Origin of the sequence: Actinosynnema sp. NPDC050436, assembly GCF_040655415.1 — a bacterium.
Classification (GTDB): Bacteria; Actinomycetota; Actinomycetes; order Mycobacteriales; family Pseudonocardiaceae; genus Actinosynnema.
The window spans coordinates 206,093-228,331 of sequence record NZ_JBFAJV010000012.1; the positions used below are offsets into that span (position 1 = coordinate 206,093).

Genomic DNA, 22,239 nt, shown 5'->3' on the forward strand with positions numbered 1-22,239 from the left:
TCGGGCCGCCGCGCCGGTCCTTCCTGGCGTCTCCGGTCCTACTGGTCGTCGGCCGGACTTCCCCGGTTCCCGGGCCGGTGGAATCGGGTGGGGGGTGCGGGAACTTTCCCGGTGGGTGGAACGACCAGTGCTGCGGCGGGGAGGTCCGGGCGTGGGCTGGGGTGGGTGATGGGGATCGCGGCGTCGCCTCGGGCGGGCAGGCGCGCGGCGGCGGGCGGCGTGTTCACCGGTTCCCGCCTGGCTCTGATGGTGAGCGGGTGCCTGGTCAACGTCGGCACGTTCGCGGTGTACCCGTACTTGGCCGTCCTGCTGCGTGACCGGCTGGGCGTGGGCATGGCGCAGGTCGGCGTGGTGCTCGGGGTGGCGACGCTGGTGCAGTTCGCGAGCGCGCCGTTCACCGCCGCGTTCGCCGAACGGGTCGGTCTCCAGCGCTGCCTGTCACTGGCGACGGTGCTCTACGGCGCGGGTGCGGTCGTCTACCTGGTCGGGGCGGACGATCCGGTGTTGACGGTGTCGGCGCTGTTGCTGAGTTGTGGCGCGGGGGCGCTGTACTCCCCCGCCTACCGTGGCTACCTGGTGCACTCGGCGACCGAGGAGCAGCGTCCGCGACTGGTGTCGGCGGGCAGCGCGGCGGGCAACCTCGGCATCGCGTCCGGGCCGGTGGTCGGGGCGCTGTTCCTGTCCGAGCCGGACCTGCTGTTCACGGTGAACACCGTGCTCTACGCCGTGCTGGCGGTCGTCCACCTGTCGCTGCGCCGGGAGGAGGGCGGTGGGGGCCGGTCGGAGGTCGAGCCGTTCCGGCGGGTGCTGCGGGGCGTGGCCGCGCTGCCGTTCGCGGTGTCCGTGCTCACCCAGTACCTGTACTTGCAGTTCTACCAGTACCTGTCCAGCTTCGCGGAGGGTCGGGTGCCGGCGGCCGGCTACGGGGTGGTCATGATGGGCTACTCGCTCGGCCTGGTGGCGTTGCAGCCGCTGGTGGCCCGGCGGGTCGCCCGGCTGCGCTACCCGGTGGTGATGGCCGTCGGGTTCTCGTGCATGGCGCTGGGGATGGTGGCGTTCGCCGGGGGCCGGGTCGTCTGGTTCGCGGCCGGTGCTGCGGTGATGAGCGTGGGCACCGCCGTGCTGTTCCTCAAGAACGACCTGGAGGCGTTGGCGGGGTCGCAGCGGTCGGCGACGGTGACGTTCGGGCAGCAGCGGCTGGCGGCCGGCGTGGGGGCGCTGCTCAGCGGCGTGGTAGGCGGTGCCGTGTACGGGCTGTTCGAGCGGACGGGGTCGTTGCCGGGCTTCTGGCTGGCGGTGGCCGCGCAGTGCGTCCTGCTCCCGCCGCTGGTGCTGCTGGCCGCACGCCGCTGATCAGCCTGCGGGCTTCTCGTACACGGTCACGTAGGTGCCCTCGCCTCGGAACGGCTCCCGACGCCAGCCGCCCCACCGGTGTCGGAGTTCCAGCCCCGCCAGGCGGGCCATGAGGTCGAGTTCGGTGGGCCAGGCGTAGCGCATGAACGCGGGTGCCAGCTTCGTGCCCTCGCCGGTGATCAGCACGTGGTGGCCTTCGAAGCGCTGCTCCACCGGGTCGTGGCGCACGGCGGCGATCCGCACGCGGTCGAGCCCGACCCGGTGGGTCTCCACGGTCTGGTTGCGCTCGTAGCGCGCGACGTCGGGCACGGGGCATTCCAGGACGAACCGGCCGCCGGGCAGCAGGCGCTCGGCGACGTTGGCGAAGCAGCGCACCTGCCGGTCCTGGTCGGGCAGGAAGAAGAAGGTCGAGAACACGACGAACACCATGGCGAACAGGTCGTCGGTGCCGGGGTCGACGTCGACCATGTCGCCGATGACCACCGGGATGCGGTCGCCGCCGGGCTTGGCGCGCATCCGCGCCACCATGGCCTCCGAGGCGTCCACCCCGCGCAGGTCGACGCCGGTCGCGGCGAGCGGGATCGTCACCCGGCCGGTGCCCACGGCCAGCTCGAACACCGGCCCGGCCGGGCCTTCGGCGATCAGCTCGGCCAGGCCCCGCACCGCCTCGGCGGGGTCGTGCTCGGCGTGCCACTCGTCGTAGACGTCGGCGTTGAGCTCACCGTAGGTCTCCGGTCCCAGGTCCTTCATCGAGCTTTCCCCCCGGAAGTTCGGTCCAGCGGTCGACGTGCGGTGCGGCGGCTCGTCCCGCCCGGTGCGGGGCGCGACCGCTACACAGGTCGGCCGGCGGAGCGGGAAAGTTCCGTCCGGGTGACCGCTGTCGGACTGATTCCTCGCGATCGCGGGAACCGGGGGCCGCTCCGGACCGACTCCTAGGGGTGGTGGCGGGTCCAGCTCCGCCCTCGGGAGGAACAGGGTGCAGGGTGTCGGGTAGGGGCACGGGTGTCGAGGACGAGGTCACACGGGAGGTCCCTGCACCGGACGACCCGCGCCGCTCGCCGAAGTCGCGCCGGCGGGCCGGCTCCGTGGCGGCGCTGTTCGCGGTGCTGGTCCTGCTGCTCGCCGGCCTGGTCGTGGTGCTGATCGCGCAGGGCTCGATCGCCGTCCCGATCGGGGACGTCCTGGGCATCCTGACCGGTCGGGGCACGGCGTCCGAGGTGCACCGCACGATCGTGCTGGACGCGCGATTGCCGAAGGTCGTGGCCGGTCTGCTGGCCGGGGCGGCGCTCGCCGTCGGCGGCGCGCAGATGCAGACGCTGTTCCGCAACCCGCTGGCCGACCCGTTCGTGCTCGGCGTCAGCTCCGGCGCGATCCTGGGTGCCGCCGTGGTCATCCTCGGCACCAGCGGGGTGGGCTGGCTGTCCGGTCTGGGCGTGGTGAGCCAACTGGGGGTCACCGGGGCGGCCGTCGCCGGAGCCGCCGGGGTGCTGCTGATCGCGTTGGGCATCGCCCGCCGCGTCGGCGACCCGGTGGTGGTGCTGGTGGTGGGCGTGATGCTCGGCTACCTCGCCGGGGCGGTGGTGGACATGCTCGTCTACTACACCGACCCCGACCGGTTGCAGGCGCTGGCCACGTTCACGCGCGGCTCGGTGCGCAACGTGACCTGGAACGAGTTGCAGGTCATCGCCGTGTCCTGCGCCGTGGTGCTGGTCCTGTCGGTGGTGCTGGCCCACCCGCTCAACGCGCTGCTGCTCGGCGACCGGTACGCGGGCAGCCTGGGCGTGAACGTCCGCAGGGTCCGCTTCCTGTCCCTGGCCGGCGTGGCGGTGCTGTCGGGCGTCACCACCGCCTACTGCGGTGCCATCGGTTTCGTCGGCCTGGCCGCACCGCACCTGGCCCGGGGCCTGCTGCGCACCTCCGACCACCGGGTGGTGCTGCCGGCCAGCGCGCTGATCGGGGCGTCGGTCGTGCTGCTCGCCGAGTACGTCGCCGGCGGCAACGGGCTGACCAGGACCTCGCTGCCGCTGAACTCGGTGACGGCGTTCGTCGGCGCCCCGGTGATCCTGTGGGTGCTGCTGTCCGGCCGGGCGCGGAGGAGTGCGTGATGACCGAGGTGTCCCGACCGGCGGCCCTGCGCGCGGTGGCGGTGAGCGCGGGCTACCGGCGACGCCGCCGGCCGGCCGTCACCGTGCTCGACGACGTGCACCTGGAGGCCCGGCCCGGTGAGCTGGTCACGCTGATCGGCCCCAACGGTGCGGGCAAGTCGACCCTGCTGCGCACCCTCGTCGGCGCGCAGCCGCCGCTGGCCGGTCACGTCCTGCTCGACGGCAAGGACGTGACGGCCCTCTCGGCGCGGGAACGCGCCCGGCGGCTGGCGGTCGTGCTGACCGAACCGGTCGACGTGGGGCAGATGAGCGTGGCGGCGGTGGTGGCGCTGGGCCGGATGCCCCACCGCTCCTGGACCGGTCGGGGCACCGGCAGCGATCGGGCTGCGGTGGACCGCGCGCTGGTCGACGCCGGGGTCGGCGAGCTGCGCGACCGGCCGCTCAACGACCTGTCCGACGGCGAGCGGCAGCGCGTGATGGTGGCCCGTGCGCTGGCGCAGGAACCGGCGGTGCTCGTGCTGGACGAGCCCACCGCGTTCCTCGACGTCGCCCGCCGCATAGAACTGGCCGCCATGCTGACCCGGTTGACGGCGACCACCGGCGCGGCGATCGTGCTGTCCACCCACGACCTGGCCTTCGCGCTGCGCCGCTCCGACCAGGTGTGGCTGATCGGCGGGGACGGCACCGTGACGGCCGGCGCTCCGGAGGACCTCGCCCACTCCGACGCGATCGCCCGTGCCTTCGCCGGGGACAACATGGTCTTCGACGACGCGGCGGCCACGGTCGTCGTCGCCGACGACACCGTGCCGGGCGCGACCCTCCAGGTGCTCGGAGCAGGGAGGGCACGGCAGTGGGCCGAGCACGCCGTGCGCCGCGCGGGCTGGACGCCGATCGCGGACGACTGCGGTCGCGTCCTGGAGGTCGAGCCGGGTACTCCGTGCCGCTGGCAGCTCGACGGAGCACACGTGCCGCACGCGCGCGGCGTCGGCTTCGACACCCTCGTCGCCCACCTGCGCGACCAGGCCGTGCCGCTGCGCGAAGACGTGCGAACCGGCTGACCACCACCCACCACCTCGGCAACGCCCCGGACGTGCAGGAGAGCACCACCGTGAAAAGACTGATCAGCTCGACTGTCGCGCTGCTCCTGGTGCTCACCGGCTGCGGTGCGTCCGGTCCGGGCACGTCCGGCGACCGGGCCGGGACCTCGGACTGCGTCACCGACTACGCCGACGGCCGCGACTACTTCCCGGACAAGAGCACGGTCACCGAGTCGGACCTGTGGAGCATCGACTACCACGGCTCCTACAAGACCATCACGCTCGACGACACCGAGAACGCCGACGGCCCCGATCTCAAGTACGTGCTCTACCGGTGCGGCACTCCCCCGCCCCCGGCCGACGGCGACCTGGCCGGCGCGCTGTTCGTCCAGGTGCCGGTCACCACGGTGTCGGTGACGTCGTTCAACGCGCTGGCCATGGTCGACCGGCTGGGCCGGAACGGCACGATCAAGGGTCTGAGCGGCCAACTGCTGAACAACGGCACCAAGGACGAGTGGTACGCCGGCGTCATCGACGCCGCCGGCAAGCCGATGTCGATCGGCGAGTACACCGACCTGGACAAGGAAGCCGTCCTCGGCTTGCAGAACCAGGTCGTGTTCATGTCGGGGTTCGGCAAGGGCTTCGACGACATCGGCAACGCCCGCGCCGCCGGGTTGCCCGCCGTGAGCGTGTCCAACCGCCTGGAGCGCGACGCACTGGCGTCGGCCGAGTGGCTCAAGATGGTGGCGGCCTTCTACAACGCCGAAGCCGCCGCGAACACCGAGTTCGACGCCATCAAGTCCCGGTACGACGAGGTGGTCTCCACCGTGTCCGGCAAGGTCGGCGGCCGGAAGGCGGGCTACCTCTGCGTGGCGGCCGAACGCGGCTGCGAGTTCGTCCACGGCCACGGGACGGAGACGCTCGTCGGCCGGCTGCTGGCCCGGTTGGGCGTGGACAACGTGTTCGCCGCCGACAACCCCGCCCCGAACGGCCAACCCTACGACTTCGAGAAAGCCGTGGGCACTGCGGCCGACGCCGACTTCTTCATCGTCTACGACCCCTTGAACTTGACCCGGGCCGCCCTGGCTGCCGACCCGCGCACGAGCCGGTTCAAACCCTTCAAGGACAACAACTTCATCGCCGGGGTCGACGCCAACTTCGAGGAGTGCCGCGCGAAGACCTACCTGGACGTGGACGTGCTCATCCGCGACTTCGCCATCGGCCTCGCGCCCGAGCTGTTCCCCGGGGCCGAGGGCACCTGCTTCGCCCGCGCGTCCTGACCCGCCGCGTGCCGGTCCGCATCGGACCGGCACGCGGCCGTCAGGCGCGCTTGGCCTGCACGATCAGCCGCCGGGCGTGGTTGTCGTAGGCGGACAGGTCGAAGTCGCCGAAGCACTCGACCTCGGTGAACCCGGCCTGCTCGACCAGCGCCCGCAGCTCTGCGGCGCTGTAGAGGGTGGAGTAGAGCGACGTGCGCCGCACTTCCTCGCCCCGCACCCAGGTCCAGTCGCTGCGCAACCGCGTCCAGTCGTCCAGGACGGTGTCGCGCATGTACACCGTGCCGCCGTCGACGTCCACCGCCTGCGGGCGGCCGACCCAGCCGGCGAACACCTCCTTGCCCATCACGTCGATCAGCAGGCGCCCGCCCGGGACGAGGCTGTCGTGCACGTTGCGCAGCACCGCGAGGTTGTCGCCCGGGTCGGTGAAGTAGCCGAACGACGTGTACATGTTGATCACCAGGTCGTACGCGCCCGGGTCGACGTAGTCACGCATGTCGGCCCGCACCAGGCGCGCTCGCACGCCCTCGCGCTCACAGGCCCGGCGTGCCCGGGCCAGCATCGCCTCGCTCAGGTCCACTCCGGTGACCACGGCCCCGCGACGGGCCAGCGGCACGACGTGCGTCCCCGGCCCGCACGCCAGGTCCAGCACCCGGTCCCCGGCGGCGACCTTCAGCAGCGGCGACTCGGCCAGCAGCCGTTCCGCCTCCGCCGTCCGGCGCGCGGGGAACATCACCTCGGCGAACCCCACCCACAGGTCCTCGTCCTCGTACCAGCCCATGCCGCTCCAGCCGTCGTCCTCGTACGCGCCGCTTGCCCCTCACAGGTCGTCGGCGGGCTTGCGCCGGTTCCCCCGGGTGTCCGGGGAACTCCGCGCCCCCGCAGGACGACTCCTGGTGGTGAGACCGGCCCTTCGGGATGGGGGACACCGAATGCGACCCGCGCAGGCAGCCCGCACGTACCCGTTCCGCGAGCCCGCCGGGCTGGCGCTGGAACCCGAGTACGCGCACCTGCGGGACCACGAACCGCTCAGCCGCATCTCGCTGCCCTACGGCGGCGACGCGTGGCTGGCCGTGCGGCACGAGGACGTGCGCACCGTGCTGTCCGACCCGCGCTTCAGCCGTGCCGCGATCCTGGACCGGGACGTGCCCCGCGCGTCTCCCCGCAGGCACACCGACCCCACCCTGCACACGGTGGACCCGCCCGAGCACACCCGGCTGCGCCGCCTGGTCGCCGCCGCGTTCAGCCCCCGGCAGGTCGGTCGCCTGACCGAGCACGCCCGGCACGTCACGGACACCCTGCTCGACCGCGTGGAGGAGCACGGCCCGCCCGCCGACCTGATCGGCGGCCTGGCGATCCCGTTGCCGGTCGCGGTCATCTGCCAGATGCTCGGCGTGCCGGTCGCCGACCGCGAGCAGTTCGCCTCCTGGATCGACGTGGCGCTGGCCACCACCGCGTTCACCAGCGAGGAGATCCACGCCGCGTTCGCCGCGCTGCGGGACTACCTGACCGGCCTGGTCGCCGCCCGCCGCCGCGAAGCCGGCGACGACCTGCTCTCGGCTCTGGTCCAGGCCCGGGACACCGACGGCAGGCTCAGCGAGGACGAGCTGGTCGGGCTCGGCGTCACGCTGCTCTACGCCGGGTTGGAGACCACGACCAGCGAGCTGGGCAACGCCGTCTACACCCTGCTCACCCACCCCGACCAGCTCGCCCTCCTGCGCGCCGACCCCGGCCTGGTCGACCGGGCGGTGGACGAGCTGCTGCGCTTCAACCCCCTCGTGACCTCCGCCGGGTTCACCCGCATCGCGCTGGAGGACGTCGAGCTGGGCGGCGTCCTCGTCCGCGCGGGCGAGGCGGTGATGGTGCAGCTCGACGCCGCCAACCGCGACGACCGCGTCTTCCCGCGCCCGGACGACCTGGACCTCACCCGCCGGCCGAACCCCCACCTGGCCTTCGGGTTCGGCCTGCACTACTGCGTCGCCGCACAACTGGCCAAAGCGGAGATGCGCGTCGCCCTGGGTGCCCTGCTGCGCCGCTTCCCGGCCCTGCGGCTCGCCGAGGGCGCGGACGAGCTGCCGTGGCGACGCGGCCGGATGGCGCGCGGCCTGGACCGGCTGCCCGTCACCTGGTGAGGTCGATGTCCAGTTGCCACCAGTACCCGGCGTCGTCATGGGGTGACGGGCTTCCTCCGGCAGACTCGTACAACGCCTTCGCCGCGTGGTTGTCCTCGTCGGTGAACAGCCACATCCTGCGGTGGCCTTCACTGATCGCGTGCTCGCGGAACGCCGTCAGCAGCGCGCGTCCGATCCCCCGTCCCCGCTGCGCTTCGGCAACACCGATCTCGTGCAGCTGCACCTGCGAGTAGCCGCCGACGTGGCGTTGCCGGCATCCCCACACCCAACCGACCACCACCTCCGCACTGCGGCATCGAGCATCGCGTGGTCATCGGCAGTCGACTGGTGGACGCGCACCCCGGCATCCTCCACGGTCAGGAAGTTCCGGCGTCATGGTCCGAGCGCCACCGGGACCGTGGGCACGCCGTGCGTGATCAGCGCTGCAAGCGGGGTGGCGAGATCGCGTGGCGAGAACAGGTCGGGGCCGTGGTAGCCGACGATCTCCGGCAACGACCACCAGCGCCAGGCGCTGATGTGCTCGGCCGCCAACTCCTGGTCGGTCATCGCCCCGCGTGGTGCGAACGACCGGGTGCGGACGAGGAAGTAGTCGTTGACCACGCCGTCGTAGCCCGGCGCATACCCCGGACCGACAACCTCCTGGCACCACACCCGCGCCGGTTCGCCGTCGAAGGCGACGGGCCCGATCTCCTCGTGCAGTTCACGGCGCAGAGCCGCGAGCCGTGTCTCACCGGGTTCGACGCCACCCCCGGGAGCAACCCACACCACCACCACGCCGTCCGAACCCGGGATGGCGAGGCGGCACAGCAGCACGCGATCGTCGTCGTCCAGGACGATCGCGCGCACCGAGTGGCGGAGATTCACCGACCGCATCCGAGAACCATATCGGCGACGAGCGCACTGCCGGATCTGCCGCCCTCCGGGTCGCGTCGGTTGCCGACGTGCGGCCCGGGTGACGGTCGCGGTGCAGGTGCGGTCGACCGGGTCCACCTCGGACGCGCGTGCCGGAGGGCCGGTGCGGTCCGCCCGAAGCGGTCACCCGGATGATGTCGTGGGCGGGTTCGCTGCCGTGGGGCCGTCGTCGATGCGGACCTGGTCCCAGGGGATCTCCCGGGTTCCCCGGTGCAGCAGGCGGGAGAGCCGTTCGAGCACGGCGGGCGGTCGGGCGCCGGGACGTTCGAAGCCCAGCAGCCTGCCCCGGTGGCGCGGGGTGACCAGGACTGCGGTGACGACGGCCCGGCCCGAGCGGTCCTGGCGGGTGATCAGGTCGGCCACCCGCCCGAGAGGGGTGCCGTCGAGGTCGCGGGCGGTGCGTCCGATCAGGTCACCGGCCCTCATGGCGGGCTCCCGGGATGCGGCCGATCAGGTGGGTGCGCAGCCAGTTCTCCAGCGGCGGTGTGTCCAGCAGTTCGGCGGGGACCGACAGGTGCACGGCGCTGCCGATCCTGGCGACGTGGGAGAACGCGATGCGCAGCGGAGGTCGTCGTTCGGGGCCGTGCAGGCGTTCGGCGACCGAGGTCAGCCACCGGCCCAGTGCGCCGCCGAGGCGGTGGCCCAGCGCCCGCTGCCCCACCAGCAGTGCGGTCACGTGGGGGACGCCGTCGGGCGTGAGGTCGAGTTCGACGTCGTCGACCTTGCCGACCAGCGCGCCGTGCAGGTCGACGATCTGGCGGTCCAGCAGGTGGAAGTCCACGCGCAGCGGATCGGGGTGGGTCCTCATGAGCCCATTCCTGTCAGGAGCATCAGCGGGATGGCGGCGAGCGCGGCGAGCAGGATCACGACCAGGTAGAACACGCCCAGGACGTTCGCCGCCCGGCCGTTGACCCGGTCGCCGAGGTAGTCGCGGTCGTTGGCGACGACGAGGATCGGCAGGTAGGTCAGGGGCAGCGCGAGGGCGCTGAACACCAGCGAGTACTCGGTGACCGCGATCGGGTCGACCGTCGTGAGCAGCAGCGCGACCGCCACCAGGAACCCCACCAGCACCACGGTGTGGAAGCGGGCCGCCTGGCGTGGCCGGACGCGCTTGCCCCACTGCCAGCCGAAGTACTGGGCGATCGTGTAGCCGGCCGACAGCCCGGTTTCCAGGGCCGCGCCGAACGTGGCGGCGAAGAAGCCGAGGATGACCACCGCCAAGCCGAGCTTGCCCAGCGACAGCGCCACCGGCAGCGCCACCTGGCCCAGGGTGTCCACCCGGACGCCCTCGGGCAGGTAGACCGTCGCGGCGCAGGCCATGATCGCCAGGGAGAGCAGGCCGCCCAGCGGGAAGCCGACGAACACGTTGACCCGCTCGGTGATGAGGTCCTTGCGGGTCCACCTCTCCTCGACGCCGCCGGAGGAGAAGAAGAACACCTCGTAGGGGGTCATCGCGGCGGCGAACAGCGCCACGGCGAAGAACCCGTAGGTGCCCCAGTCCTCCTCGCCGGGCGGGCCCAGCGTCGTCGCCTGGGTTGCGAAGTCGCCCCAGGACGGGCCGAGGCCGACCAGCGCGACCACGAACACCACCAGGGCGAGACCGGCGAGCCCGAAGACCCGTTCCATGGTCTCGAACCTCACCCGCCACAGCACGACCCAGATGACGAACGCGGCGACCGGCACCCACAGCAGGTAGTGCACGCCGGTGACCAGTTCGACCGCGAGCGCGACGCCGCCGACCTCGGCCGCCAGGGTGAGCATCGTGACCAGGTAGGAGCCCAGCAGGTTCGCCAGGCCCACCCTCGGCCCGAGGCGTTCGCGGACCAGGTCGAACACCGGCCGTCCGCTCACCGCGGCCACCCGCCCGGCCATCTCGGCGTAGACGCAGATGCCGACCACGCCCAGCACCACCACCCACGCGAGCCGCATCCCGAACCGGGCGCCGGTCTCCGAGTTCGCGACCAGGTCGCCGATGTCGACGAACCCGCCGATCGCGGTGAGGATGCCGAGGGTGACGCCGAGCAGCCGCTTCACCGGTGGCCCTCGACGAACCCGCGCAACCGGCCGCCCACCTGGGCCAGAGGTGGCGCCTGGTCCCGCAGGGTGGCGAGGTCGTCCCCGCCTGCGGCCGCGGTCGCATCGCCCACCGCGGCAACCGCCTGGGTGAGCAGCGGCAGCACCTCGTCCCGCAGACCTCGTGCCGTCCCGTCGGGGACGTCGAGCTCCGCCACCTCCGCCAACGCCGTGCCGACGGCCTCGCGCGCGTCGGCCAGCACCACGTCGGTGTAGGTGGGCAGCGTGGGCGAGGCGACCAGGGCGGCGGCGGTCGACGTCGCCGACGCAGCGTCCCGGGCCGCTGTCACCACCGCATCGCGGTACCCGTCCACCGAGGTCGGGAACAACCCCGCCACCACCGGTGCCAGGAGTGCCAGGCAGGCAATTCCCGCCACCCACCGCCCGCTGCTTCCCATTGCCGCTCGTTACCCGCCGTCCGGCCCGGTGAAACCCGGATCGGGGACATCCGGTCCAGGTCCTCCGATGGGGTTGTTCGCCGAGCAGCCGGTGCACCGCCTCCGTACAGTGCGAGCCGGCCCGGGGGCAGCACGGGATGCAACCGCCCCACGACAGCTTCGGAGGAGCGCGGCATGTCCGACACCACACTGGCGGTCGTCTACTACTCGTCCACCGGCACCGTCCACGCGATGGCCCAGCGGCTGGCCGAGGCCGGGCGCAACGCCGGGGCCGAGGTGCGCCTGCGGCAGGTGGCCGAACTCGCCCCGGCGGAGGCGATCGCCTCCAACGCCGCCTGGAGCCAGCACTTCGACCGCACGAAGGACGAGCCCAAGGCCACCGCCGAGGACATCGTGTGGGCCGACGCCGTGCTGTTCGGCACGCCCACCCGCTACGGCAACGTCTCCAGCCAGCTCAAGCAGTTCATCGACACGCTCGGCCCCCAGTGGGCCCAGGGTCTGCTGGCCGACAAGGTCTACGCCGGGTTCACCGCTTCGATGACCGCGCACGGCGGGCAGGAGTCCACCCTGCTCGCGCTGTACAACACGATCCACCACTTCGGCGGCATCGTGGCCGCGCCCGGCTACACCGACCAGTTGAAGTTCGTGGACGGCAACCCTTACGGCGTCTCGCACGTCACCGGCGGCAACAACGACGAACCGCTGGGCGAAGCGCAGCTGGCCGCGCTCGACCACCTGGCGGCGCGGGTCGTCCGGATCGCCGGGAAGTTGAAGAACTGACCGGCCACTGCCTGGGCCGTCGAAGGGCGCTTCCCGTTCCGGGCGTGGCGTGGCAGGTGTGCTGATACGTTGCGGCGCATGAGAATCGTGGCGGTGATGGGGGCATTGTTACTGCTGGTCGGGTGCTCGGGCGCGGACGCCGACACACCCGACCTGAGGGACCGGATCGTGAAGTCGTTCCTGGGCGACGACGCCGTGAAGGCGGCCGGGTTCGCGCCCGACGGGTCACCGCCCGCAGACGACCAGTCACCGCTCCTGCCGTGCCCGACCGAGCTGTCGACCGACGACGAGCGGTCGAGGACCAGGCTGACCCGGACGTGGTCCACCCCGGTCATCGACGTGACCAAGCTCGTCCAGCGCACGCTGGGCTACCCGGACGCGGAAGTCGCGGCGGCCACCGTGCAGGACGCGCGCAGGGCGTTGGACTGCGGGAAGTTCCAGGTCGACGGGCAGGAGCACGAGGTGTCCGGGGAGATGAACCTGAAGTACGTCCAAGCGGACGCGAAGTTCGGCTTCTGCCACCGGGCGAAACGGAAGACCGCCTTCGACACGACCTGCCACCTGCTGCTGGCCCGAGGCCCCCTGGTCACGGTCGTGACGATCACCAACTCGGTCAGCAACCTGTCCAACACCTTCGACCGCCTCGGAAACGAAGCCTACAAACTGCTTCCCGTCGCCTAGTCGCACTGCGGCCCATGACGGAGCGGCTCCCGCCGGCGTCAGGTCGTCCCGGTAGGCGGGCCGTGGATCTTGCGACCACGCCCCGGGGACAGCCCGAGTGGTCAGTGAGCTTTCGGGGTTGTGGCCGGAGTCCGGGCCATGCCGGTCGGCGCGTGGCGTGCCGGTCCCGTTGTGCGCGAGCCCGCCGGTGCGGCTGGGCGAAAGCGGCGGATTCCAGCCCGGCGGTCCACCGCTCGGATTCCGAGGAATCGGTGCGGTGAATTCCGGTCTCACTCGGATGGCGGTGCTCCACCTTGCCGGGTGCCTGCAAGGTGGAGTGCGGTCGGCACCCCGGAAACGCATTCCGGGAGGCTTTCCGCGTCCACCGCCCGAAAACCCCGAGGAGGGTCCGGGAATGACCGCCAGCCCGCGCACCGGCGATGCGTTCGGCGAGGTGCTGCGCGCCGCGCTCGCCGAGCACCGGGGCACCGCGCCGGCACCGTCGATCGGCGCGCGGACGCCGATACCGGTGCTGGAGATCGTCGAGCGGGACGACGGGTTCGTCCGCGGCGGGCCGGCGGCGTGGTACCTGGCCGGACCGGACGAGTGGTGGCCGTGCGAGCAGAAGGCGCTGGAGCGGATGGAGGGCCGGGTCCTGGACGTGGGCGCCGGCGCGGGCCGGGTGACCCTGGCGCTGCAGGAGCGGGGCGCGGACGTGACCGCGCTGGACCCCTCCCCCGGCGCTGTCGAGGTGGCGCGCGAGCTGGGGGTCCGGACCCAGGTCCGGGCCACCACCGCGCAGCACGCCGGCTCCGGCGAGCGGTACGACACGCTGGTGCTGTTCGGCAACAACCTCGGCTTGCTCGGGCCGCGCGACCACGCGCCCGGGTTCCTGGCCGAACTGGCCGCGCTGGCCCGGCCGGGAGCGCGGATCGTGGCGCAGGGCACCGACCCGCACCACACCGACGACCCGCTGCACCTGGCCTACCAGGAGCGCAACCGGGAGCGCGGCGAGCTGCCCGGGTTGCTGCGGCAACGGGTGCGGCACCGGGACGTCGCGGGCGAGTACATGCGGTACTTGATGTGCTCGGCCGAGGAGCTGGCGGAGCTGGCGCACGGCACCGGGTGGGACCTGGTGGACGTTGACGAGCAGGACCCGCCGCTCCTGGTGGCCACGCTCGCGTTCCGGGGCTGAGCCGTGCCGCACATCGCCGTCTACGGCCGGGAAAAGCACGTGGCCGCCGTCCGGGACGTGCTCCACGAACAACTGGTGGAATGCCTGGCAACCGCCTGGGAAATCGCACCGGACCAGATTTTCATCCGGTTCATCGGACTGGCCGACACGGACTTCCGCTATTCCGACTCCTACGGCGAGCGGTTCACCTACATCGAGCTGATCGCCTTCGAGGGTCGGCCGGTCGCGCGTCGCCGGGAATTCCTCCGGCTGCTCTACGACCGGGTCCCCGCCGCGTGCGGCATCCCGCCCACCGATCTGGAGATCATGATGCACGAGACGCCGCGCCACGACGGCGGCGTCGGGGGCCGCCCCGCCTGAGCACCGCTCCCCCGGCGGCGGTCAGCGGGCGGCGAGTTCGAAGATCGCGCTGTGGGCGATCTCCAGCGGGTGGATCCCGGTCAGCCGCCACGCGGTCCGGTCGATCACCGCGCGCCACTCCGCCATCGACGGGATGTGCTGGCCCATCAACGCGTGCGTGTACTCGAAACCGAGGGTGAAGATCGGCGTGTCCGGCCCGGTCAGGTGGTCCGAGCGGTAGGTGTCGCCGAGCAGGAAGGTGCCCGCGTCCGGGAACGCCCGCCGGATCCCGTCCAGCGCCCGCACGCAGGACCGCTCCGGCCACAGGTCGTGGCCGAGGAAGAACGAGAACACCAGGTCGTAGCCGGGGAACCGCCCGGGGTCCAGTTCGGCGATGTCACCGGCCACGATCTCCACCCGGTCCGCCACCCCCGCCGCCGCGACCGCCGCCCGGGCGACCCGCACTGCGTCCGGGTTCAGCTCCACCCCCAGGAACCGCCCGCCCGGCCGGGTCGTGGCCAGCTTGATCAGCCGGTCGGCGCTGCCGCAGCCGAGGTCGGCGACGTCGCCGAACGCGCGCCCGGCCAGCAGCGCCTCGAATGCCGGGTCGACGAACCGGGCGCCGTAGTCGCGGCCCGCGCGGGCTATCACGGCACCGTCGCGCAGGCTGCCGGCGGGCACCTCGGGTTCGGCCCGGGACAGCCCGGCGGCGTCGGACAGCATCCGGCCGTAGCCGCCCACCAACCACAGGAAGTAGCCCTTGTTGCGCCACACGTCGGCGAAGGCCGGTCCCCGGGTCAGGTGGTCGTCCTGCCGGGTCGCCACGCCGAGGTGGGCGAGGACCGAAGCGATGGCCTGCACCGGCCGCACGAGCAGCTTCCGCTCTGCGGCGAACGTCTCGGGCACGACGGCGGTCGGGCCGGCGAGTTCCTGCAGCAGACCGAGTTCGAAGGCCGCGGCGACGGCGGACGAGGCGACGGTGCCGTTGAAAGCCTCCCTCGCGGTCAGCGGCCCGGTGACGGTGTTGGCGTGCGACGTGGTGTCCTGGGTGCTCACGGTCGTCCGGCTCCCGCCTGGTGGCCTTGGGCTCGGTCGAGTTCTCGGCCGAGGTCGTGCAGGAACGCCGACATCTGCTCGGGCGTGCCGACCGACACCCGCAGGTGGTCGATCAGTCCCATGTCGGCGGTGTCGCGTACGAGCGTTCCGGTCGAGCGCCGCAGCGCCTCGGCGACCCGTGAGGCGATACCGGGCAGCCGCACCAGCACGAAGTTGGTGCTCGACGGGACGTGGTCGACGTCGAGGTCGTCCAGGCCGTGGCACAACAGCGCTCTCGCGGCCTGGTTGCGACGGCGGGTGATGTCGAGGAAATCCCGGTCGGCCAACGCACTCACGGCCGCCGCCTGGGCGAATCTGTTGACGTGGAACGGGAAGGCGCCCTGTAAGGCGTTGACGCGGGCGACCACGTCCGGGTCTCCGACGAGGTAGCCGACCCGCAACGCACCCAGTCCGTACGCCTTGGAGAACGTCCGCATCACGCACACGGCACGCCCGGTGGCGGCCTGCCGCATCGCCGATGCGAACTCCTCGGCCGGGACGTACTCCGCATACGCCTCGTCGAACACGACGAGCGCGTCGTGGCGTCGGGCCGCCGCGCACAGCGCCTGGACCTCACGCGCGGACAGGACGGACCCCGTGGGGTTGTGCGGGTTGCAGACGAACACGAGCCCCAGCCCGCGCGCGATCCCGTCGACCAGCAGGTCGGTGTCGACGCGGTAGCCGCGCGGCGGGAGTTCGAGGTAGGGCACGCCGACGGCGCGCAGGCTCTTCGGGTAGCTGCGGAAGGTCAGGCCGGTGACCGCCGCCGGTCGGGGGTCGGCTCGGCGGGCCAGCGCGAGCATCAGGATGATCTCGTCGGTCCCGTTGCCCACCGCCACCCGGTCTTCGCCGACCAGGTGGTGCCGTGCGATGGCTCCGACGAGGTCGGTGTGCGCGGGGTCCGGGTACCGGTTGATGTTGCGCAGTTCCAATTCCGCCGCCGCGACGGCGTCCGGGCTGGCTCCCAGCGGATTCTCGTTGAGGTGTAGACGACCGGCGTGCTCGGTGCGGGTTGTGGAGTGGGTGTGCAAACCTGCCCCTTGACTGGATGACGGGAAGAAGTTCGTGACCCGTCGACGGTCCGGCCACCCGCACCACTTCTGCCGATGTACCGGAGCGGGTTTTCCATTCGAGTGGAAATCGACTGGAAGAGACTCGCGGGCGTCGCGCCGGGCTGTCCGAATGGCCTCGTGAGAGCGATTGTTCCTGATCAGAGCACTGGCCGTGGCGGTGTCCGACCGACGGGGGTGTTGTTCGCCCGGTTCTCCCGAATGCGCTGCCAAGTCAACCAGCGACCCCATGGTCCATCAATAGGCTATATGCGTGAAGGAGTCGCCGAAGCGGTATCGCAGGTGTCTCGTCGTTCATGTTCGGAAAGTTCGGCTACCGAACTGTTTCGAGTGGTCGAGGTGTGCCGTGCGACGTAGCATCGACCCGTGGTGTCATTTTCGCAGTTGATCGCATTCGTCCTCACGTCGGCACTCATTGCCGTGGTCCCGGGTCCCAGCGTGCTGTTCCTGGTGGGCCGCGCGCTCGCGCACGGCCGGCGGGTCGCGCTGGCCACCGCCGTCGGGGACCAGGCCGGCACGCTCGTCCTGGCGCTCGGGGTGGCGGTCGGCCTCGGCACGGTCCTGGAGCGGTCGGTCCTGGTCTACACCGTGGTGAAGTACGCCGGCGTGGCCTACCTGGTCTACCTCGGGGTGAAGGCGCTCGTGCGGCGGACCTCCGACCTCGGACACGACCGGGCGACCGGGGTCCGGGGCACCCGCCGAGCGGTGCTGGACGGGTTCCTGGTCGGTGTGGCGAACCCGAAGACGGTGCTGTTCCTGACGGCGGTGATCCCCCAGTTCGTCGACCTGTCGCGCGGTGGCGTCCCGTTGCAGATGGTGGTGCTGGGCACCGTCTTCTCGGTCATCACGTTCGGGGCGGGCGTCGCGTGGGGCATCGCGGCGGGCGGTGTCCGCACGTGGTTCGCCAAGTCGCCCAGGAGGATCCAGGCCGTTGCCCGAGCCGGCGGGCTCACCATGATCGGGGTCGGGGTGGGCGTCGCCCTCAACGGTCGGGGAGCCTGAGCGAAGGACACCACATGAGCCTGACGTTGGTGCGCTGCACGGGGATGACGGCCGTCGTGCGCGCCGAAGCCCGCTACACCCGGAGAACCCACTGCTCGGTGGGATCGCGGTAGCGACTACCGGGTGCAACGGCAACACCCGAAGGGGGCTTCGCCGAGCAGACACGGGGCGCGCAAGGCGACTGGCCCGACTTCCCGGTCGGTCTGTGGATCTGACCGAGGACTGATCAACGATCATGAGTGGTGGCAGCGCGTTGCCCAGGTCGTGGCTCGTCGTCCTGTCGGACTCCGAGCACCCTCGGGAGCTGCTGGAGCGCATACCGCCCGGCGCAGAGCCGATCGCGTCGCCCGCCTCCGGCCGTCCCCGGGTGGTGGGGTCGCTGCCGTCACGGCTGTGCACGGTCGTGGAGGCCGGAGCGCGGCGTCTGGTGGTGCTCGAGTTGTGCTCGAGCACCACCTCCGCCCTGGCGGGACACCTGTCCCGCTTCCGCGACGTGGAGGACCTCGACGTCCTCGCCGCGCAAGTGCCGGGCAGCTGCCACCTGGCCCTGTCGATCGGCGGCCGGACGCGGGTGCAGGGCACGGTGTCCGGGTTGCGGCGGGTGTTCCGCACCCGGCACGGCCGCAGCACGCCGGCCACCGACCGGGCCGACGTGTTGGCGGCGTTGACCGGTGCCGTGCTCGACGAGGACCGGCTAGCGCTGGGGACGCTCCGGGCCCTGCCGCACCCGTTGGCCGACCGGCACACGCCGTGGCACGGCATCAGAGGAGTGCCTGCGGACTCCGCCCTGCTGTGGGATGCCGATGGACGCAGCCGGGTGCGCCGGTGGTGGACGCCGCCGGAGCCGGCCAGGTCGGTGGCCGAGGGCGCGCGGGCGTTGCGCGAGGAGTTGGCGCGTGCGGTCGCGGTGCGCGCGCGTCACGTCGCACCGGGCACGCGGCTGGGGGTGCGACCTGTCCGGCGGGGTGGACTCGACCTCGCTGTGCCTGCTCGCCCACCTGCACGGTACCGAGTTGGTCACCCTCACCACGCACCACAGCGACACCGCCGGAACCGACGCCCGGTGGGCCGACCTGGCCGCCGCGGCGATGCCCGGCCTGGACCGGGTCCACCTGAGCCCTGACAACCGCCCCGGCTACTTCTCCGGCATCGACCAGGCGCACCCGCCCACCGACGCGCCTTCCCCGCTGCCGCGCGGTCGTGCGGTGCACCGGCTCGGCACGCAGCAGTACACCGACCGTGGCGTGGAGGTCCACCTGACCGGGCACGGCGGCGACGAGGTCTTCGCAGCCCGGACGCCTACCTGCACGACCTGGTCCGCCACGACCCGCGCACAGCGCCGGCACACCTGCGCGGTCACCGCGCCCGACGCCGCTGGCGCAAGACGAGCATCGTGCGCGGGCTGCTCGACCGCAGCGACTACACGCGGTGGTTGACCATCGAGGCTGCGTTGCTCACCGCGCCCGAGGACGCAAGCCCGTTGTTCGGCTGGGGCCCGCCGGTGCGACTGCCGCCGTGGGCCGGCCGGCACGCCGTGCACGTGGTGGCCGAAGCGCTGCGCGAGACCGCCACCGACGCGCAGCCCCTCGCGGCAACTCGCGGCCACCACGCCGCGCTGCACCGCATCCGGTCGGCGGGGCACTTCTACCGGCTGACGGGTCAGGAAGCCGGCACCCTGCACACGGAACTGCCCAACCTGGACGACCGGGTGGTGCACGCCTGCCTGTCGGTGCGGCCTGCCGAGCGGGGCACGCCCTGGCGGTTCAAACCGTTGCCGGCAGGGGCGATGCGGGACGCCGCGCCGGAGGCGTTTTGACCCGCACGACGAAGGACACCCCGGCACTGGACTGCTACGACGGGCTGCGCAGGAACCGCAACGCGGTACTGGACATGGTGGACTCCTCGCTGCTGGTCCGGCACGGTCTGGTCGACCCGGACGCGCTGCGTGCGGTCGCCGCAGCCCCGGCAGTGGGCGGCGCTGGAGTACTCGCTGTCCTGCGCCTGCCGGCGTCCGACGACCCCGACCACGACCTCAGGAGCACCGGCATGATTCCGCGACTACACCCGAAGGTCGTCACGACCGCGACCGACACCGGCATGGTGCTGCTCGACCAGGAGGCCGGGCGGTACTTCGAACTCAACGCAGGCAGGCAGCCGTCACGGCCGTAGCGCCGCCGGCGTGGTGGCGACGTGGTGGCGACGTCCCCCGGTGCGCAACCGTTCGGAGCGCACGCCTGGGTCCAGGTCGGCGACCACTCCCTCGACGAGCCGCATCCCGACGACTACTACCGACCGACGCTCGTGGTGGCACCGGTGCATTCCCACGCTGACCGCACGTCATCCGCCCGCTGACCCGCAGCACCGGAGCGGGCCACCGTGGGCGTCGAGCACCCGGACAACCGGACACGACGGTCAAGGCACCCTTCGGGTGATGGACCAGTTCACCACGTAGGAGTTCGTCCTCTTCCCGTTGTCGCCCATGTGGACGATCTTCCAGGTGCTGGACTCGTTGCGTTCGATGCTGTTGTCGTTCGGGTCGTTGGCGTCGCAGACAGCCCACACCTCGAAGGTGTGGTTGCCGTTGGTGTACCCGACCTGGAAGCTGACACCGTAGTAGCTGCTGTCGTGGCCGGCCACGAAGTTGGCCGTTTGTCCGGCCTTGAGCACGCTCGGGGGTTCCGAATTGGTGTTCCAGTAGCCGTATGCGACGTACTTCCGGTAGAGGGCGAAGTCGATGCTGGTGTTGTTCTCGATGATCCCCCTCACGGTGCGCCAGGTGCGAGGCTCGGACGTGCCGGGCTCGTTCTTCGTGGCGGCCGAGACGACGCCGACAGGCACCAGAAGAGCGGATGCCGCCATTGCGGCCATGACGAGGGAGCACAATCGCCTGACGAGGGATCCGTGACGGCTCATGGCTGTTCGTCCTTCCCTGTACCGCAGAGAGGACTACCCGACGCTGTCGACGTCGCGGCTCAACCCTGCAGTCCAAGTACAACCACACAGCCCCCATACCGCACCTTTTACTACCGTCTTCGCACGGTCACCCGATAACAGGTTCAAGCGACTCGGGTCCATGACCGTCTGCGACAATGCGGGTCGCACGGCAACACGCGGGTGGCGCGCTGAGTTGTGTTGCGGGTCGAGAACAGTTCCCACTGCACGCACCGGCCATGAAGGCGCTCTCGCGTCACTTGGCGCTCACTTGGACGTAGCTCACCAGCCGCTCCGCCAGTTCGGCCGGGTGGCTGGTCGGGACGCAGTGCGCACCGTCGATCTCGTCCGGTTCCAGGCCGAGCCGCTCGCGTGCCACGCGGCGTTGGAAGTCCGGCGGGAAGAACCGGTCGTCGCGGCACAGCAGCACGCGGGTCGGCACGTCCGGCAGCGCGTCGAGCGGCCACGGTTCGGAGGACTCGGCGCTGACCTGCGGACGGCCGTGGGCGAGCGCGCGGGCCGCCACGTCGGCGGCGACGCCGTTGTAGAACGTCTCGGCGTCGCTGAGGCCCTCCGGCCCCTCGAAGCCGGTGTTCGTCCACCAGTCGCCCGGCTTCTCCCCCGGTGCCGGGATCATCCCGGCGAGAAACACGAGCAGCCGCGCCGGGAGCTGCGCGCACACCAACGGTGCGGTGAAGCCGCCGTAGGAGTGGCCGACGACGACCAGGTCCCGGCGGTCGCCGACGGCGTCGACCACGGTCCGGGTGAACTCGGCGAATCCGGCCGCCGGGTCGTCGATCGGCAGGTCGGGCGCGACCACGTCGTGCCCCGCCAGGCGCAGTTCCGGTTCGAGGAGCTCGAAGTCCCGGTGGCTGCCGCCACCGCCGTGGACCAGGACGAAGGTACTCATGCGGGACAGCGTGCCAGAGGGGTACGACATCGATCTTCCGCCGGGGCGACCGACCAGCCCCATCGCGCCACAGGTGTCGGGCGCGACGCAGCGGGGTATGACAAGCGTGATCGTGCCTTGCGAGCACGGTGTCGTGCCGGGGTGCCGGTGCGGCGACTTTCTGGGAGACAACGGGAGCGGTCATGCCCTGGGTCAGTCGTCATCGTCGTCGGGTTCCGCACAGCTGGTTCCGCACCACCACCGTACAGGCCCACCACCGCCGGTCGCCTGCCACCATCCCGACCTTGATCGCCGTCGTGCTGGCCGTGGTCCTGTTGCTCGTGCTGATCTTCTAGCCGCTGCCCCCCACTCGTTGCTCTGGCACACCGACTTGCAGTGCGCGGCTGCGATTCCAGGACCGCCACACCACGGTGTGCGAGTTCTTGGCGGAGTCCCCGGCTGAGCCTGCGATGGTGCCGGCGGAATTGATCAGGTGGGCTTCGCTGTCTTTGCTGCCGGGCAGGTTGGCGAGCGCGGTGATGGTCCCGTCGGGGCTCCACTTCACCGCGTTCGTCTCGACGTAGTTCATCTGCTCGGTCCGTGAGGTGAACCCGACGACGGTGCCTCCCGCGTTCATCTCCCTGGCCGAGCTGTTGTTGTGGGTGGGCAGGCTCGGCAGGGTGGTCGGGGTGCCGTCGAGTGCCCAGCGCACGGCGGTGGTGGCCCAGGCGCTGATGTAGAAGGAGCCCACGACGAAGCCGCCGGGGCTGACGCTGATCACGTACGCGGTCTTGCCGAGGTCGGCGAGGGTGCCGTTCGGGTCCAGCCGGTAGCCGTGGCCGCTCGTACCCCATCCGCTGATGACACCTGCGTCGTTGCCAACCTCAGGAGTCGGGACGTACGGGCTGATGTCCTCGACGGTGCCGTCGGTGCTCCACTTCACGGCGCGCTGACTGCGGGTCTTGCTCATCGCGCTGACTGCGGGTCTTGC

The 22,239-nt window shown here is 71.7% G+C and carries 27 protein-coding genes; 14 read left to right on the plus strand and 13 right to left on the minus strand.

Annotated features, from left to right (window positions below; translation table 11 throughout):
• Nucleotides 1–168 precede the first annotated feature (168 nt).
• On the plus strand, nucleotides 169–1,353 hold the full coding sequence (locus AB0I60_RS27230; protein ID WP_360734342.1) for an MFS transporter: 1,185 nt from the start codon (nucleotides 169–171) through the stop codon (nucleotides 1,351–1,353).
• On the opposite strand, the gene AB0I60_RS27235 is transcribed toward AB0I60_RS27230, so the two are convergent.
• A complete protein-coding gene (locus tag AB0I60_RS27235) occupies nucleotides 1,354–2,103 on the minus strand; it encodes a class I SAM-dependent methyltransferase (protein WP_360734344.1) in 750 nt (249 codons plus the stop codon). It lies immediately after the preceding gene.
• Between the two features lie 233 nt (nucleotides 2,104–2,336).
• Here AB0I60_RS27235 and AB0I60_RS27240 point away from each other — a divergent pair, with 233 nt between their 5' ends.
• Genes AB0I60_RS27240 through AB0I60_RS27250 form a run of 3 tightly spaced genes read left to right on the plus strand, consistent with a single transcriptional unit; the run spans nucleotide 2,337 to nucleotide 5,775 of the window.
• Nucleotides 2,337–3,458, plus strand: coding sequence for an iron ABC transporter permease (locus AB0I60_RS27240; protein ID WP_360734346.1), 1,122 nt, complete (start codon nucleotides 2,337–2,339; stop codon nucleotides 3,456–3,458).
• Nucleotides 3,458–4,516: an ABC transporter ATP-binding protein gene (locus AB0I60_RS27245; RefSeq protein WP_360734349.1), complete on the plus strand. Its 1,059-nt coding sequence runs from the start codon at nucleotides 3,458–3,460 to the stop codon at nucleotides 4,514–4,516. Before AB0I60_RS27240 ends, AB0I60_RS27245 begins: the two co-directional genes overlap by 1 nt.
• 50 nt (nucleotides 4,517–4,566) lie before the next feature.
• Nucleotides 4,567–5,775 carry an ABC transporter substrate-binding protein gene (locus AB0I60_RS27250; RefSeq protein WP_360734351.1) on the plus strand — a complete coding sequence of 403 codons (1,209 nt, stop codon included), beginning with the start codon at nucleotides 4,567–4,569 and terminating at the stop codon, nucleotides 5,773–5,775.
• A 40-nt stretch (nucleotides 5,776–5,815) separates the two neighbouring features.
• Here the strand turns inward: AB0I60_RS27250 and AB0I60_RS27255 are convergent, their stop codons facing one another.
• On the minus strand, nucleotides 5,816–6,553 hold the full coding sequence (locus AB0I60_RS27255; protein WP_360734354.1) for a class I SAM-dependent methyltransferase: 738 nt from the start codon (nucleotides 6,551–6,553) through the stop codon (nucleotides 5,816–5,818).
• Between the two features lie 151 nt (nucleotides 6,554–6,704).
• On the opposite strand from AB0I60_RS27255, the gene AB0I60_RS27260 reads away from it, so the two are divergent.
• Entirely contained in the window at nucleotides 6,705–7,904 is a 1,200-nt protein-coding gene (locus tag AB0I60_RS27260) for a cytochrome P450 (RefSeq protein ID WP_360734356.1), read from the plus strand.
• On the opposite strand, the gene AB0I60_RS27265 is transcribed toward AB0I60_RS27260, so the two are convergent.
• The 6 genes from AB0I60_RS27265 to AB0I60_RS27290 form a co-directional block, all read right to left on the minus strand.
• Nucleotides 7,894–8,184 carry a GNAT family N-acetyltransferase gene (locus AB0I60_RS27265; RefSeq protein ID WP_360734359.1) on the minus strand — a complete coding sequence of 97 codons (291 nt, stop codon included), beginning with the start codon at nucleotides 8,182–8,184 and terminating at the stop codon, nucleotides 7,894–7,896. The genes AB0I60_RS27260 and AB0I60_RS27265 overlap by 11 nt on opposite strands.
• Nucleotides 8,185–8,276: 92 nt before the next feature.
• Nucleotides 8,277–8,777 carry an NUDIX domain-containing protein gene (locus tag AB0I60_RS27270; protein ID WP_360734361.1) on the minus strand — a complete coding sequence of 167 codons (501 nt, stop codon included), beginning with the start codon at nucleotides 8,775–8,777 and terminating at the stop codon, nucleotides 8,277–8,279.
• 162 nt (nucleotides 8,778–8,939) lie between these two features.
• The gene (locus tag AB0I60_RS27275) at nucleotides 8,940–9,242 is read right to left on the minus strand and encodes a PRC-barrel domain containing protein (RefSeq protein WP_360734364.1); all 303 of its coding nucleotides are present in this window, start codon (nucleotides 9,240–9,242) and stop codon (nucleotides 8,940–8,942) included.
• Nucleotides 9,229–9,624 (minus strand): hypothetical protein, encoded by a 396-nt coding sequence (locus tag AB0I60_RS27280; protein ID WP_360734366.1) that lies wholly within the window; start codon nucleotides 9,622–9,624, stop codon nucleotides 9,229–9,231. Before AB0I60_RS27280 ends, AB0I60_RS27275 begins: the two co-directional genes overlap by 14 nt.
• Nucleotides 9,621–10,850: a divalent metal cation transporter gene (locus AB0I60_RS27285; RefSeq protein WP_360734369.1), complete on the minus strand. Its 1,230-nt coding sequence runs from the start codon at nucleotides 10,848–10,850 to the stop codon at nucleotides 9,621–9,623. Before AB0I60_RS27285 ends, AB0I60_RS27280 begins: the two co-directional genes overlap by 4 nt.
• On the minus strand, nucleotides 10,847–11,287 hold the full coding sequence (locus AB0I60_RS27290; RefSeq protein WP_360734372.1) for a hypothetical protein: 441 nt from the start codon (nucleotides 11,285–11,287) through the stop codon (nucleotides 10,847–10,849). The genes AB0I60_RS27285 and AB0I60_RS27290 overlap by 4 nt, the downstream gene beginning before the upstream one ends.
• 174 nt (nucleotides 11,288–11,461) lie before the next feature.
• Between AB0I60_RS27290 and wrbA the strand changes: the two genes are divergently transcribed.
• The 4 genes from wrbA (at nucleotide 11,462) to AB0I60_RS27310 (ending at nucleotide 14,282) form a co-directional block, all read left to right on the plus strand.
• On the plus strand, nucleotides 11,462–12,067 hold the full coding sequence (gene wrbA, locus AB0I60_RS27295) for an NAD(P)H:quinone oxidoreductase (RefSeq protein ID WP_360734375.1): 606 nt from the start codon (nucleotides 11,462–11,464) through the stop codon (nucleotides 12,065–12,067).
• Between the two features lie 78 nt (nucleotides 12,068–12,145).
• A complete protein-coding gene (locus tag AB0I60_RS27300; RefSeq protein WP_360734378.1) occupies nucleotides 12,146–12,748 on the plus strand; it encodes a hypothetical protein in 603 nt (200 codons plus the stop codon).
• Nucleotides 12,749–13,142: 394 nt separating this feature from the next.
• On the plus strand, nucleotides 13,143–13,922 hold the full coding sequence (locus AB0I60_RS27305; RefSeq protein ID WP_360734381.1) for a class I SAM-dependent methyltransferase: 780 nt from the start codon (nucleotides 13,143–13,145) through the stop codon (nucleotides 13,920–13,922).
• A 3-nt stretch (nucleotides 13,923–13,925) separates the two neighbouring features.
• Nucleotides 13,926–14,282 (plus strand): tautomerase family protein, encoded by a 357-nt coding sequence (locus AB0I60_RS27310; RefSeq protein ID WP_360734384.1) that lies wholly within the window; start codon nucleotides 13,926–13,928, stop codon nucleotides 14,280–14,282.
• 21 nt (nucleotides 14,283–14,303) lie between these two features.
• Here the strand turns inward: AB0I60_RS27310 and AB0I60_RS27315 are convergent, their stop codons facing one another.
• The gene (locus AB0I60_RS27315) at nucleotides 14,304–15,317 is read right to left on the minus strand and encodes a class I SAM-dependent methyltransferase (protein WP_360734387.1); all 1,014 of its coding nucleotides are present in this window, start codon (nucleotides 15,315–15,317) and stop codon (nucleotides 14,304–14,306) included.
• Nucleotides 15,314–16,387 carry a histidinol-phosphate transaminase gene (locus tag AB0I60_RS27320; RefSeq protein WP_360734389.1) on the minus strand — a complete coding sequence of 358 codons (1,074 nt, stop codon included), beginning with the start codon at nucleotides 16,385–16,387 and terminating at the stop codon, nucleotides 15,314–15,316. The genes AB0I60_RS27315 and AB0I60_RS27320 overlap by 4 nt, the downstream gene beginning before the upstream one ends.
• A 405-nt stretch (nucleotides 16,388–16,792) precedes the next feature.
• Between AB0I60_RS27320 and AB0I60_RS27325 the strand changes: the two genes are divergently transcribed.
• From AB0I60_RS27325 to AB0I60_RS27340, 4 genes are all read left to right on the plus strand, one after another.
• On the plus strand, nucleotides 16,793–17,428 hold the full coding sequence (locus tag AB0I60_RS27325; RefSeq protein WP_360734392.1) for a LysE family translocator: 636 nt from the start codon (nucleotides 16,793–16,795) through the stop codon (nucleotides 17,426–17,428).
• 896 nt (nucleotides 17,429–18,324) lie between these two features.
• Complete coding sequence (locus tag AB0I60_RS27330; protein ID WP_360734395.1) at nucleotides 18,325–18,864, plus strand: asparagine synthase-related protein; 540 nt, start codon at nucleotides 18,325–18,327, stop codon at nucleotides 18,862–18,864.
• Nucleotides 18,861–19,244 (plus strand): hypothetical protein, encoded by a 384-nt coding sequence (locus tag AB0I60_RS27335; protein ID WP_360734397.1) that lies wholly within the window; start codon nucleotides 18,861–18,863, stop codon nucleotides 19,242–19,244. Before AB0I60_RS27330 ends, AB0I60_RS27335 begins: the two co-directional genes overlap by 4 nt.
• Nucleotides 19,241–19,597 carry a hypothetical protein gene (locus AB0I60_RS27340; protein ID WP_360734400.1) on the plus strand — a complete coding sequence of 119 codons (357 nt, stop codon included), beginning with the start codon at nucleotides 19,241–19,243 and terminating at the stop codon, nucleotides 19,595–19,597. Before AB0I60_RS27335 ends, AB0I60_RS27340 begins: the two co-directional genes overlap by 4 nt.
• A 243-nt stretch (nucleotides 19,598–19,840) precedes the next feature.
• On the opposite strand, the gene AB0I60_RS27345 is transcribed toward AB0I60_RS27340, so the two are convergent.
• A complete protein-coding gene (locus AB0I60_RS27345; protein WP_360734403.1) occupies nucleotides 19,841–20,266 on the minus strand; it encodes a hypothetical protein in 426 nt (141 codons plus the stop codon).
• Between the two features lie 349 nt (nucleotides 20,267–20,615).
• Entirely contained in the window at nucleotides 20,616–21,269 is a 654-nt protein-coding gene (locus AB0I60_RS27350) for an alpha/beta hydrolase (RefSeq protein WP_360734406.1), read from the minus strand.
• A 182-nt stretch (nucleotides 21,270–21,451) separates the two neighbouring features.
• Between AB0I60_RS27350 and AB0I60_RS27355 the strand changes: the two genes are divergently transcribed.
• Nucleotides 21,452–21,604, plus strand: coding sequence for a hypothetical protein (locus tag AB0I60_RS27355; RefSeq protein WP_360734409.1), 153 nt, complete (start codon nucleotides 21,452–21,454; stop codon nucleotides 21,602–21,604).
• On the opposite strand, the gene AB0I60_RS27360 is transcribed toward AB0I60_RS27355, so the two are convergent.
• A complete protein-coding gene (locus tag AB0I60_RS27360) occupies nucleotides 21,601–22,218 on the minus strand; it encodes a hypothetical protein (RefSeq protein ID WP_360734412.1) in 618 nt (205 codons plus the stop codon). The two genes, AB0I60_RS27355 and AB0I60_RS27360, sit on opposite strands and share 4 nt — an antisense overlap.
• Between the last annotated feature and the right edge of the window lie 21 nt (nucleotides 22,219–22,239).

Excerpts from the sequence above, each read along its gene's own strand:
- AB0I60_RS27230 (WP_360734342.1), top strand. The coding sequence starts at position 169 with ATGGGGATCGCGGCGTCGCCTCGGGCGGGCAGGCGCGCGGCGGCGGGC.
- AB0I60_RS27235 (WP_360734344.1), bottom strand. The coding sequence starts at position 2,103 with ATGAAGGACCTGGGACCGGAGACCTACGGTGAGCTCAACGCCGACGTC.
- AB0I60_RS27245 (WP_360734349.1), top strand. The coding sequence starts at position 3,458 with ATGACCGAGGTGTCCCGACCGGCGGCCCTGCGCGCGGTGGCGGTGAGC.
- AB0I60_RS27255 (WP_360734354.1), bottom strand. The coding sequence starts at position 6,553 with ATGGGCTGGTACGAGGACGAGGACCTGTGGGTGGGGTTCGCCGAGGTG.
- AB0I60_RS27260 (WP_360734356.1), top strand. The coding sequence starts at position 6,705 with ATGCGACCCGCGCAGGCAGCCCGCACGTACCCGTTCCGCGAGCCCGCC.
- AB0I60_RS27270 (WP_360734361.1), bottom strand. The coding sequence starts at position 8,777 with ATGCGGTCGGTGAATCTCCGCCACTCGGTGCGCGCGATCGTCCTGGAC.
- AB0I60_RS27275 (WP_360734364.1), bottom strand. The coding sequence starts at position 9,242 with ATGAGGGCCGGTGACCTGATCGGACGCACCGCCCGCGACCTCGACGGC.
- AB0I60_RS27280 (WP_360734366.1), bottom strand. The coding sequence starts at position 9,624 with ATGAGGACCCACCCCGATCCGCTGCGCGTGGACTTCCACCTGCTGGAC.
- AB0I60_RS27290 (WP_360734372.1), bottom strand. The coding sequence starts at position 11,287 with ATGGGAAGCAGCGGGCGGTGGGTGGCGGGAATTGCCTGCCTGGCACTC.
- wrbA (WP_360734375.1), top strand. The coding sequence starts at position 11,462 with ATGTCCGACACCACACTGGCGGTCGTCTACTACTCGTCCACCGGCACC.
- AB0I60_RS27300 (WP_360734378.1), top strand. The coding sequence starts at position 12,146 with ATGAGAATCGTGGCGGTGATGGGGGCATTGTTACTGCTGGTCGGGTGC.
- AB0I60_RS27305 (WP_360734381.1), top strand. The coding sequence starts at position 13,143 with ATGACCGCCAGCCCGCGCACCGGCGATGCGTTCGGCGAGGTGCTGCGC.
- AB0I60_RS27350 (WP_360734406.1), bottom strand. The coding sequence starts at position 21,269 with ATGAGTACCTTCGTCCTGGTCCACGGCGGTGGCGGCAGCCACCGGGAC.
- AB0I60_RS27355 (WP_360734409.1), top strand. The coding sequence starts at position 21,452 with ATGCCCTGGGTCAGTCGTCATCGTCGTCGGGTTCCGCACAGCTGGTTC.
- AB0I60_RS27360 (WP_360734412.1), bottom strand. The coding sequence starts at position 22,218 with ATGAGCAAGACCCGCAGTCAGCGCGCCGTGAAGTGGAGCACCGACGGC.